This window comes from Streptomyces sp. 8L (assembly GCF_020176795.1).
Classification (GTDB): domain Bacteria; phylum Actinomycetota; class Actinomycetes; order Streptomycetales; family Streptomycetaceae; genus Streptomyces.
The window spans coordinates 20,042-30,630 of sequence record NZ_JAIUKE010000120.1; the positions used below are offsets into that span (position 1 = coordinate 20,042).

Consider the following 10,589-nt stretch of genomic DNA (forward strand, 5'->3'; position numbering starts at 1 on the left):
GCCGGGAAACGCTGCACGCGCATCGGTACCCAGCCAACCGGTGGCACACTCCGGTTTCTTCCCGCGCATTCCGCGCCGGACGCGGGCCGGCCGGGGCCTGCGGGATCAGTCGTGCGGGCGCGGGGCGCGGGCGAGCTGCCTGGACTGCGCCACCAGCCGGTCGGCGCTGTCCCAGACCTCCGCGTCCTCCTCCAGGAAGCCCCCCGCGAGGTTGCGGGTGGCGAGGGCCACACGGAGCGGTCCGGGCGCGGGCCTCGCCCGTACGTGCACGGTCAGTTCGACGGTGGGCGTCCAGCCGGTGATGCCGAGGTCGAAGGCGGCGGGCGGCAGCGCGTCCACGGCGAGCAGCAGGGACAGCGGGTCGGGCGCCCGGCCGTCGGCGAGGGCGAACCAGCCGCGCAGCTCGCCGGTCCCGGTCGGCTTGCCGAGAGCCCAGCCGCTGGTGGCCGGGTCCATGCGGACGTCGAGCCGGTCGAGCAGCGTCGAGCTGTCGCCGAAGGCGTCGGTGGGCCCGTCCGAGCTGCCGTAGCACTCCTCGAACGGCGGCATGGCGGGCGGCTTGGCGCTGGTGCGCACCTCGTCGGTGAGGGCGCCGAGGTCCCCGTACGTGGCGAGCACGCGCACCCGCTCGACCTCGCCGCCGTCGTCGGCGAACTGCACGAGCGCGGCCTGGCCGGTGGACACGGTCCGCCCGGCGCGCACCGTCTCGGTGCGGATCTCGGCGGGTCCCGGGCGGGAGGGCGTGAGGAAATGGGCGGAGACGGTGAACGGGTCCGGGTGGGGCAGCGCCTGACGGAGGGCGCGGCCGACGACGGCGAGCACGTAGCCGCCGTTGAGGGCTTTGAGAATGGACCAGCCCGGCGACAGCTGCGCTGTGTGGACGCCGGGAGAACGCGAAGTGACGGCGGTGTCGCGGTCGAACTCGCTGTCCATGGATACCTGTGCCATGGGCTCTACGGTACCGCCGGCTACTGACCGGTCGCTTAGCCCGGGTCCCCTTCACTCGCCTCCGCGCCGGCCCCTCCCGGCGTCCTCCCCTCGCTCACGGCCGTGCCCTCCCGGCGTCCTCCCCCCGCTCACGGCCGCGCCCTCCCGGCCTCTCCCCGCGATCACGGCCCGCCCGGCAGGGCGGTGTGTCTCAGAAGGCCGTGGCGCTCGGGCCCTGGTGGCGCCAGACGGTGCCCCTGCGCTCGTGGGCGAACAGTTCCTCCACGGCGTGGGCGATCTTCGGGCCCACCTCGCGTTCCAGCAGGTAGAGGCTGAGATCGAGGCCGGAGGTGACGCCGGCGCCGCTGACGAAGTCGCCGTCGTCGACGACACGGGCGCGCACGGAGTGGGCACCCGCGGCGTCGAGCGTGTCGAGACCCAGGTGGTGCGTCGTGGCGTAACGCCCCTCAAGGAGGCCGGCCATGGCGAGCACCAGGGAACCGCCGCACACCGTGCTGACCGTGACCCGCTCGTTGGCCATCGCGGACTTCAGCAGTACCGGCAGGTCGGTGGTCAGGGTGCGGCCGAGCAGCACGGTGATGAACTCGTCCCGCCGCCCGTCACCGTCCTCCCCCGCCGCAAGGCCGGGCGTCTCACCGGGCTCGCCGACGCGGCCCGAGGCCCCCGGGACCAGGATCAGGCCCGCACGGCCCGGGTCGAGTGCGGCCGTCGCCCGCAGGGCCAGGCCGCCCGTCCCGCTGACCACGTCACGGGCGCCCTCGGCGGACACCAGTTCCACGCTCACCCCGCCGCCGGAGGCGGTGCCGCCCGCGTAGAGCACTTCGTAGGGGGCGACGACATCCAGCGGATCGAAGCCGTCGAACAGGACGATCTGGGCGTGCATGGAGCTTCCTTTCCTGGCTGAGGGAGACCGGCTCCGGCCGGCCCGCTCCCGACGACGCTATGCGCGTACCTGCCAGGGCCCCAGTGGCGCGAGTGACACCTTTCAACGGGATATCGCCAACAAGAGAAGAGAGCAGGAGAGAGGTTGCGTGAGGTGGCCGGAGGGCCGTCGTCCCGGGGACGGGAGCCCTGACGCGGGGCCGTGCGGCGAGGTACGTTCCCGCCATGCACACCGTGGCCGTTCTCGCGCTGGACCGGGTGATCCCGTTCGACCTGTCCACCCCGATCGAGGTCTTCACCCGCACGCGCCTGCCCGACGGGCGGCCGGGCTACCGGGTGCGGGTGTGCGCCGAACGGCCCCGCGTCGACGCGGGCACCTTCACGCTGCACGCGCCCTGGGGGCTCGACGCGCTGGGCACCGCCGACACGGTCATCGTGCCCGGCACCGACGACTCGGCGGCCCCGCTGCCCCCGGCCGTCCGTACCGCGCTGCGCGCGGCGGCCGGGAGGGGCACCCGGATCGCCTCCATCTGCTCCGGCGCGTTCCCGTTCGCCGCCACCGGTCTGCTCGACGGCCTGCGCGCGACCACCCACTGGGCCGTGGCGGACCTGCTGGCCGCGGCCCATCCGGAGATCGAGGTGGACCCGGACGTCCTGTACGTCGACAACGGGCAGTTCCTGACCTCCGCGGGCGCGGCGGCCGGCCTCGACCTGTGCCTGCACATGATCCGCGGCGACTACGGCTCGGCGGTGGCCGCCGACGCCGCCCGCCTCTCCGTGATGCCCCTCGAACGCGAGGGCGGCCAGGCGCAGTTCATCGTCCACGAGCACACCCCCACCCCGCAGGGGAGCGAACTCGATCCGCTGCTCGCCTGGCTCCGGGAGAACCTCGGGCACGAACTGGCCCTGTCCGACATCGCCGCCCGGGCCGGAATGAGCACCCGCACCCTGATCCGGCGGTTCCGCGCCCAGACCGGGGTCACCCCGCTCCAGTGGCTGCACCGGGCGCGGGTGCGCCAGGCGCAGCATCTGCTGGAGACCACCGCGCACTCCGTCGAACGGATCGGCGCCCAGGTCGGGTTCGGTTCCGCCACCGCCTTCCGCGACCGCTTCAAGCGCACCACGGGGATCAGCCCCCACACCTACCGCAGGTCCTTCAGCTGACCTGCCACTGCCACTACTGCTCCTCGGACGTCTCCGACGCCTCCGACCTGCGGTGCCAGGCGCGCGGCGCGCGCCAGTGGTAGCGCATGGCGAGCAGGCGTACGAGGAAGGCGACCACCGCGGCCAGCGCGCCGGTGAGCGCGTTGAACGCGTCGAAGTGGATGCACACGGCGGTCAGGGCCGCGCCGGTGATCGCGGGTACCGCGTACAGGTCGCGGTCCCAGCGCAGCAGCGAGGGCACCTCGTTGGCGAGCACGTCCCGCAGCACGCCGCCGCCGACGGCGGTCGCGGTGCCGAGCGCGGCGGACGCGGTGAGGCCGAGCCCGTACTCGTACGCCTTGGTGGTGCCGGTGACGCAGAACAGCCCGAGGCCGGCCGCGTCGAAGACGTAGACCCCGGTCTGAATCCGTTCGACCTGCGGGTGCAGGAAGACCACCAGGGCCGTCGCGACGAAGGGGGTCACGAAGTAGCCGAGGTCGGTGAAGGCGGCGGGCGGGACGGCGCCGATGACCAGGTCGCGGAAGAGCCCGCCGCCGAGCGCCGTGACCTCGGCGAGCACCGCCATGCCGAAGACGTCGAAGTTCTTGCGGACGGCGAGCAGGGCGCCGGAGATCGCGAAGACGAAGATCCCGACGAGGTCGAGCACATGCTGGACGGAGGGCTTGAAGAGTTCGACTACCACACGGCAATTCTGCCGGTGCGGCCCGCGCGGGCCCGCCGCCACCACGCTCCGGCGGCGGGCGGGCCCTGGGTCACTTCTCCCCGGGCGTGCCGGGCTCGTCCGGCTTTCCGTCCGAAGACGCCTCACCGGGCTTGCCCGGCTTCCCGCCCGGGGACTTCTGCTCCGGCACGGCGGGGGTCTTCGCCGGTGCGGCGAGCAGCTTCACAGAGCCTTCAGCGTTCTGCGGCTGCTGGTCCGGCGCGTTCTCCGGGTGGTGGCAGGCCGTGCGGTGGCCGGGCGCGAGCTCGATCAGCGGCGGCTCGGTCGTGCGGCACACCTCCGTCGCCTTCCAGCACCGCGTGTGGAAGCGGCAGCCGCTGGGCGGCGAGATCGGCGACGGGACGTCGCCCTTGAGCAGGATGCGGTCGCTCTTCGCGCCGCGCCGCTTCGGGTCCGGCACGGGCACCGCGGACAGCAGCGCCTTGGTGTACGGGTGCATCGGCGAAGAGTAGAGCGCGTCGCGGTCGGCGAGCTCCACGATCTTGCCGAGGTACATCACGGCGATGCGGTCGGAGACGTGCCGGATGACCGACAGGTCGTGCGCGATGATCACATAGGTGAGCCCGAGCTCGCTCTGGAGGTCGTCCAGCAGGTTCACGACCTGCGCCTGGATCGACACGTCGAGCGCGGAGACCGGCTCGTCCGCGACGACCAGCTTCGGCTTGAGCGCGAGCGCGCGGGCGATGCCGATGCGCTGGCGCTGGCCGCCGGAGAACTCGTGCGGATACCGGTTGTAGTGCTCGGGGTTGAGCCCCACCAGTTCCAGCAGCCGCTGCACCTCCTTCTTCACACCGCCCTCGGGCGTGACGCCCTGGAGCCTGAAGGGGGTCGAGACGATGCCTCCGATGGTGTGGCGCGGGTTCAGCGAGCCGTACGGGTCCTGGAAGATCATCTGCACGTCGCGGCGCATCGGCCGCATCTGCCCCGCGGACAGGTGCGTGATGTCGCGGCCCTCGAACTCGACCGTGCCGCCGGTCGGTTCGAGCAGCCGGGTGACGAGCCGGCCCATCGTCGACTTGCCGCAGCCGGACTCGCCGACCACGCCGAGCGTCTCGCCCGGCCGTACGTCGAAGGAGAGCCCGTCGACCGCCTGGACCGCGCCGACCTTGCGCTTCAGCAGACCCTTGGTGATCGGGAAGTGCTTGGCCAGGTCGGTGACGCGCAGCAGCGGCTCGGGGGAGGAGCCCGCCGCCGGCGCGGCCGGCTCCGCGTTCGTTGCCTGCTTCGTCGGTTCACTCACAGCTTCGGCGCAATCTCTTCGATCCAGATCTTCTCGCGCTGCTCGCGTGTCATGTGGCACGCGGAGAAGTGGTCGCCGGTGACCGCCCGCAGCTCCGGCCGCTCGGTGCGGGTGATGTTGTCGGCGGGCACGTCCGCGTACGGGCAGCGCGGGTGGAACGCGCAGCCGGACGGGACGTTGATGAGGCTGGGCGGCGAGCCCTTGACCGGCACGAGCCGGTCGGTCTGCTCCCGGTCGATGCGCGGCATCGATCCCAGCAGACCCCAGGTGTACGGGTGCTGGGGGCGCTCGAAGACCTGGTCGGAGGTGCCGCGTTCGATGCACCGGCCCGCGTACATGACGAGGAGGCGGTCCGCGATCTCTGCGACGACGCCGAGGTCGTGGGTGATGATGACGACCGCGGACCCGAACTCCTTCTGGAGATCGCGGATGAGGTCGAGGATCTGCGCCTGGACGGTGACGTCGAGGGCGGTCGTCGGCTCGTCGGCGATGAGCAGCTGCGGGTTGTTGACCAGCGCCATGGCGATCATGGCGCGCTGGCGCATGCCGCCGGAGAACTGGTGCGGGTAGTCGCTGAAGCGGCGCGCCGGCTCGGGAATCCCGACCCGGTCGAGCATCTCGACCGCCCGCTTCCTCGCGGTCTTCTTGTCGACCTTGTTGTGGACCCGGTACGCCTCCACGATCTGCGAGCCGACCGAGTAGTACGGGTGCAGCGCGGAGAGCGGGTCCTGGAAGATCATGGCCATCTTCTGGCCGCGGAGCTCGCGTACGCGCTGCTTGTCGGCGGCGATCAGCTCCTCGCCGTCGAGCCAGATCTCGCCCGATATCCGGGCCCGGTCGGAGGTGTGCAGGCCCATGACGCCGAGCGAGGTGACGGACTTGCCGGAGCCGGACTCGCCGACGATACCGAGGGTCTCGCCCGCCTTGAGGTCGAAGCTGACGCCGTCGACGGACTTGACGAGGCCGTCGTCGGTGTCGAAGTGGATCTTGAGGTCGCGTACCGAGAGGAACTCCCGCGCCCCGCCGGCCGCCGGGGCCGTTTCCTTCTCGGCGGCGTCCTTGTGCGTGTCGCTCATGAGAGCCTCACCCGGGGGTCGATCGCGGCGTACACGAGGTCCACCAGCAGATTGCAGACAACGATGAAGAAGGCGGTCAGCAGGGTCACGCCCATGACGATCGGCAGGTCGTTGCCGGTGACGCCCTGGATCGCGTAGGCGCCGAGGCCCTGGAAGGAGAAGACCGACTCGGTGATGACGGCGCCGCCGAGCAGCAGCGCGAAGTCCATGCCGAAGATCGTGATGAGCGGGGTGAGCGCGGAGCGCAGGCCGTGCTTGACGACGACCTTCCGCTCCACGAGGCCCTTGGCGCGCGCGGTCCTGATGTAGTCCTCACCCATGGTCTCCAGCATCCCGGCACGGGTGAGCCGGGCGTAGAGCGCCGAGTAGAGGAAGGCGAGCGACACCCACGGCAGGATCAGGTTCCAGGCCCATTCACCGGGGTTCTGGGTGAAGGGCACGTAGTGCACGTTCCATATCTGGAGCCAGTTGAAGCTGAACAGCGCCAGCAGCACCAGACCGGTGAAGAACATGGGGAGCGAGACGCCCATGAGCGAGATGCCCATCGCGAGGCGGTCCCAGAGGGAGCCGCGCTTGAGCGCGGAGAGGATGCCGGTCGCGATGCCGGTGACGAGCCAGATCACCGCGGCACCGATGGCCAGGGAGAAGGTGATCGGGGCGCGCTGCTCGATCTGCGGCCATACGGCGGTGTGCGTCTTGAAGGAGTAGCCGAAGCAGGGCGCGGAGCAGTGCGCCGCGTCGGGGCCGAACTTGTAGTCCGCGCCGGCGACGAGGCCCTTGATGAAGTGCCAGTACTGCTCGTAGATCGGCTGGTCGAGCCCCAGGTTCTTGATAACGGCCTTGATGACCGTGGGGTCGGGACTCTTGCCGACGTACTGGGCGGCCATCGACTCGATGGACTGCCCGGCGGCACGCGGGAGGAGATAGAAGATCGCGAAGGTGACTGCGCTGACCACCAGCAGCAGCAATACCGCGGCGAAGACGCGTCGGATGATGTACGCAGCCACAGCCGTGCGGCGTCGGACCGGCCGTGCCGGGTGGGGCCCGGCCGGCCCGACGCCTTCACCTGCCTTTCAGGGAAAGCTTCGGATGCCTCACCTCGGGGGAGCCGCAACTCCCCTTCGGCTGCTCCTACTTGGTCGAGGACAGGGTCGTGTAGTCGTACATACCGAGGTATGCCGCGGCCACCTGGACGTTGGCCGCCGACGTCGGACGGTAGAGCAGGTTCTTCTTGTAGTAGAGCGGGACGATCGAACCCTGCTTCATGATCATCTCGTCGATCTTGCCCCACTCGGCGTTGCGCTGAGTGTTGTCGACCGTCGCGATGGCCTTGTCGAACTCGCTGTTGATCGCGGGGTCGTTGAGCTCCGAGAGGTTCGTACCGCCGGAGGGCTTGATGGCCCGGCCGTCGGCGATCTGGTCGAGGTAGCCGTAGCCGGTCGGCCAGTCGGCGCCCCACGCCATCATCATCATGCCCGCGTTGTTCTTGTGGACCCAGTCCGGGACACCGGCGAAGTCCGTGAAGTACTTGCCGGAGGGGAAGGTCTTGATGCTGGCGTTGATGCCGACCTTCTTCAGCGACTCCTGGAGCTGGGTCGCGGCCTGGACCTCGTCGGGACGGTCGGAGCGCGCGGTCAGCGTGGTGGAGAAGCCGTTCGGCTTGCCGCACTTGGCCAGGTACTGCTTGGCCTTGGCGACGTCACCCTTGCTGCCGGGCGTCGGGTACAGGTCGAACTTCTTGTACCCGGCGACGGTCGGCGGCGTGACGGTCGTGGCGGGCGTGCCCTTCACGGAGCCGCCGACCGCGTCGACCATGCCGGCCTTGTCCGTCGCGTACTGCACGGCGATGCGGCAGTTGACGTTGTCGAACGGCTTGACCTTGTTGTCCAGCGCCAGGTACTGCGTGGCGCCGGCGTACGGGTTGTCCGTCTGCGCCTTCTCCTTGGGGTTGACCAGGAGCTTGGGCTGGGTCTTCGAGGCGACGCCGGTGCCCTGGATGTCGACGGTGGTGTCGTCGTTGATCAGGTGCTCGTCGACCGTCGTCTGGTTGACGTTGTACTTCAGGCTGATCTTGTCGGGAAGCGCCTTGCGGATCGGGTCCGTCTTCGGGTCCCACTCCGGGTTGCGGACGAACGTCGCACCCGTGCTCTCGTTGAACGAGGCGAACTTGTAGGGCCCGGAGGACTGGATGTTCTGCTGGTACGACGCGCCCTTGTCGAACTTCTGCTCCACCGGCGCGGTCTGCGAGAACGTCGCCAGGTAGTTCATGTCGGCGAACGGCTTGCTCAGGTGGAAGACGATCGTGTACGGGTCAGGCGTCTCGATCGACTTCAGGCCGTCGGCCGACTTGTCCTTGTAGGGACCCTTGTAGCCGCTGTCGTCCGCGAGATACGTCTTGAAGTACGTGGGGCCGTTGGACAGGGCCTCGGGCGCGAAGTTGCTGCGCTCGATGCCGTACTTGATGTCCTTCGACGTGATCTCGGTGCCGTCCTGGAACTTCACGCCCTTGCGGATGTGGTACGTCCAGGTCTTGGCGTCCTTGCTGCCGGTGCCGGGGCCCGTCGCGAGGTCGGGCACGACCTGGAGGTTGTCCTTGCCCGGCGAGGGCTTGAACGTCAGGAGCGTACGCGCGTAGAGGCGGGAGAAGTTCTGCACCCAGCCGTAGTACGTGTTGCCCGGGTCGAGCGAGTCGGGGGCGTTGGAGATCTCCGCCGTCACCGTCCCGCCCTTCTTGGTGGTCGGGTTGGCGACACCGGTGACCGCGGCGTCGGCCTTGCCCGAGCCGCCTCCGCTGTTGCTGTTGTCGCTGGAGCCGCCGCCCCCGCAGGCCGAGGCACCGAGTCCCAGCGCCAGCAGCGCGGAGATCGACGCGGCCGTCCTTCTCTTGTTCATTGTGAGGAGTTTCCCCTCGGTAGTCCGGTGGTGCGGCACGCCGCTCTTACTTGCCACGGGGGTCGAGCGCGTCACGCAGCCCGTCCCCCAGCAGATTGAAGGCCAGGACGGTGATGAAGATCGCTACACCGGGGATGACCATGAACATCGGGTCGACCTGGTACAGGTCGGTCGCCTGGTTGAGCATGCCGCCCCAGGAGGACTGCGGCGGTTCGATGCCGACGCCCAGATAGCTGAGTGATGCCTCGAACAGGATGTTGGTGGGGATCAGCAGCGTCGCGTAGACGAGGATCGGCGCGACCAGGTTGGGCAGCAGCTCGCGGAAGAGGATGAACGCGCCTCTGGCGCCGAGCGACCGGGACGCCTCGACGAACTCGCGTTCGCGCAGCGACAGGGTCTGGGCCCGCACGATGCGGCCCATGTAGGGCCAGTTGAAGAAGCCGATCACGAAGATCAGCACGGCGATGCGGAGCGTGAGGCCGCTCAGCCCGAACGCCTTGCCCTGCAGCGTGGCCGAGATGGAGATCGCGAACAGCAGCAGCGGGAAGGCGAGGAAGGTGTCCATGACCCGGCTGATGGCGCTGTCCACCCAGCCGCCGTAGAAGCCGGCGACGACGCCCATGATCACGCCGATCACCACGGACAGCAGCGTGGCTCCGCCCGCGACCAGCAGCGACACCCAGGAGCCGTCGAGGATGCGGGCCAGGATGTCGCGGCCCGTCTGCGGCTCGACGCCGAGCGGGTGGTGCCAGCTGATGCCGCCGAAGCCGCCCTTGGGCGCCAGCAGCACCGGGTCGACGAGGCTCTGGTGGAAGGCGTCGGGGTCGAGGCCGAACACGGCCTGGATCGGCTTCGACAGGATGGCGACGAGGACCAGGAGCACCACGATGACGCCGCCGGTCATCGCGACCTTGTCCCGCTTGAGCCGGGTCCAGGCGATCCGGCCGAGCGAACGCCCCTCGATCTGCCGGCTCCCGGCGCCCGCGAGGACCGCCTCCGGCTGCGCGCTCGCAGCAGACTTGGTGGTCTCTATTGGTGCCGTCATTGCGCTGGAGACCCCTCTTCTCGGCCGATGGTGACCGGCCCACGACCGCCGCCATGGCGGAACTACGCCGCTGTGGCGGCTGATTCACTGATCAGCTTCTGATCATCATCATGATGCATGTGGCCCCTTCCGCTTGCAGAAGCGGGGACCGGGCCGGGCAGCGTGAGGACGGCGCCCGTCGGTTCGGGTGTCCTCGTCGCGGGACCACGTGCTGGTGGGAGTCTTCTTCGAGTCCTCGATCAGTCGCCAGTCCTGGCGGGGAATGGTTGCCCAACCGTGATGCATCGCGGAGGGTTCCGTTATACGGACGCTGGGTACTGCTCAGCGGATGTTCCGGACATCCCCGCCCAGGTCAACTGCCCTGTCCGGGGCGGCGGAACCAGCCGCGCACAGGCGTTCGCCCGCGGGTCCGCTTCCGGTCGGTGCACGGGTGGTCACCGGCTCCGTCGGGGAGTTCGGCGGCCTCCGCGGCGACCCCGCGCGCACGGTACGGGGGTTCGGCGGCGGCGCGAGGCGGAGCCGGCCGCTTCGGGACGGGACCGCCGGGGGGCACCCCGCGCAACCGGCCACTTCGGGACGGGGCCGGCGCAGCCGACGGCGGGACGGGGATCAGTACCGGTG

General features: G+C 70.0%; 9 protein-coding genes. 1 reads left to right on the forward strand and 8 read right to left on the reverse strand.

The features are described 5' to 3' along the window. Nucleotides 1-105: 105 nt before the first annotated feature. Both LCE31_RS12190 and LCE31_RS12195 read right to left on the reverse strand, forming a co-directional pair. Nucleotides 106-948 carry a thioesterase family protein gene (locus LCE31_RS12190; protein ID WP_225014223.1) on the reverse strand — a complete coding sequence of 281 codons (843 nt, stop codon included), beginning with the start codon at nucleotides 946-948 and terminating at the stop codon, nucleotides 106-108. 190 nt (nucleotides 949-1,138) lie between these two features. Further along, nucleotides 1,139-1,831, reverse strand: a complete 693-nt coding sequence (locus LCE31_RS12195) for a DJ-1/PfpI family protein (protein WP_225014224.1) — start codon at nucleotides 1,829-1,831, stop codon at nucleotides 1,139-1,141. Between the two features lie 224 nt (nucleotides 1,832-2,055). On the opposite strand from LCE31_RS12195, the gene LCE31_RS12200 reads away from it, so the two are divergent. Further along, the gene (locus LCE31_RS12200; protein WP_225014225.1) at nucleotides 2,056-2,994 is read left to right on the forward strand and encodes a GlxA family transcriptional regulator; all 939 of its coding nucleotides are present in this window, start codon (nucleotides 2,056-2,058) and stop codon (nucleotides 2,992-2,994) included. Nucleotides 2,995-3,007: 13 nt separating this feature from the next. Here the strand turns inward: LCE31_RS12200 and LCE31_RS12205 are convergent, their stop codons facing one another. The 6 genes from LCE31_RS12205 to LCE31_RS12230 form a co-directional block, all read right to left on the reverse strand. Beyond that, nucleotides 3,008-3,676, reverse strand: a complete 669-nt coding sequence (locus LCE31_RS12205) for a trimeric intracellular cation channel family protein (protein WP_225014226.1) — start codon at nucleotides 3,674-3,676, stop codon at nucleotides 3,008-3,010. A gap of 70 nt (nucleotides 3,677-3,746) precedes the next feature. Next, nucleotides 3,747-4,955, reverse strand: coding sequence for an ABC transporter ATP-binding protein (locus tag LCE31_RS12210; protein WP_225014227.1), 1,209 nt, complete (start codon nucleotides 4,953-4,955; stop codon nucleotides 3,747-3,749). After that, entirely contained in the window at nucleotides 4,952-6,031 is a 1,080-nt protein-coding gene (locus LCE31_RS12215) for an ABC transporter ATP-binding protein (protein ID WP_225014228.1), read from the reverse strand. The genes LCE31_RS12210 and LCE31_RS12215 overlap by 4 nt, the downstream gene beginning before the upstream one ends. Next, nucleotides 6,028-7,038, reverse strand: coding sequence for an ABC transporter permease (locus tag LCE31_RS12220; protein WP_225014229.1), 1,011 nt, complete (start codon nucleotides 7,036-7,038; stop codon nucleotides 6,028-6,030). The genes LCE31_RS12215 and LCE31_RS12220 overlap by 4 nt, the downstream gene beginning before the upstream one ends. Before the next feature lie 124 nt (nucleotides 7,039-7,162). After that, nucleotides 7,163-8,923, reverse strand: a complete 1,761-nt coding sequence (locus LCE31_RS12225) for an ABC transporter substrate-binding protein (RefSeq protein WP_225014230.1) — start codon at nucleotides 8,921-8,923, stop codon at nucleotides 7,163-7,165. A 46-nt stretch (nucleotides 8,924-8,969) separates the two neighbouring features. Next, complete coding sequence (locus tag LCE31_RS12230; RefSeq protein WP_225014231.1) at nucleotides 8,970-9,968, reverse strand: ABC transporter permease; 999 nt, start codon at nucleotides 9,966-9,968, stop codon at nucleotides 8,970-8,972. Nucleotides 9,969-10,589 lie beyond the last annotated feature (621 nt).

Excerpts from the sequence above, each read along its gene's own strand:
- LCE31_RS12195 (WP_225014224.1), bottom strand. The coding sequence starts at position 1,831 with ATGCACGCCCAGATCGTCCTGTTCGACGGCTTCGATCCGCTGGATGTC.
- LCE31_RS12190 (WP_225014223.1), bottom strand. The coding sequence starts at position 948 with ATGGCACAGGTATCCATGGACAGCGAGTTCGACCGCGACACCGCCGTC.
- LCE31_RS12225 (WP_225014230.1), bottom strand. The coding sequence starts at position 8,923 with ATGAACAAGAGAAGGACGGCCGCGTCGATCTCCGCGCTGCTGGCGCTG.
- LCE31_RS12230 (WP_225014231.1), bottom strand. The coding sequence starts at position 9,968 with ATGACGGCACCAATAGAGACCACCAAGTCTGCTGCGAGCGCGCAGCCG.
- LCE31_RS12215 (WP_225014228.1), bottom strand. The coding sequence starts at position 6,031 with ATGAGCGACACGCACAAGGACGCCGCCGAGAAGGAAACGGCCCCGGCG.
- LCE31_RS12200 (WP_225014225.1), top strand. The coding sequence starts at position 2,056 with ATGCACACCGTGGCCGTTCTCGCGCTGGACCGGGTGATCCCGTTCGAC.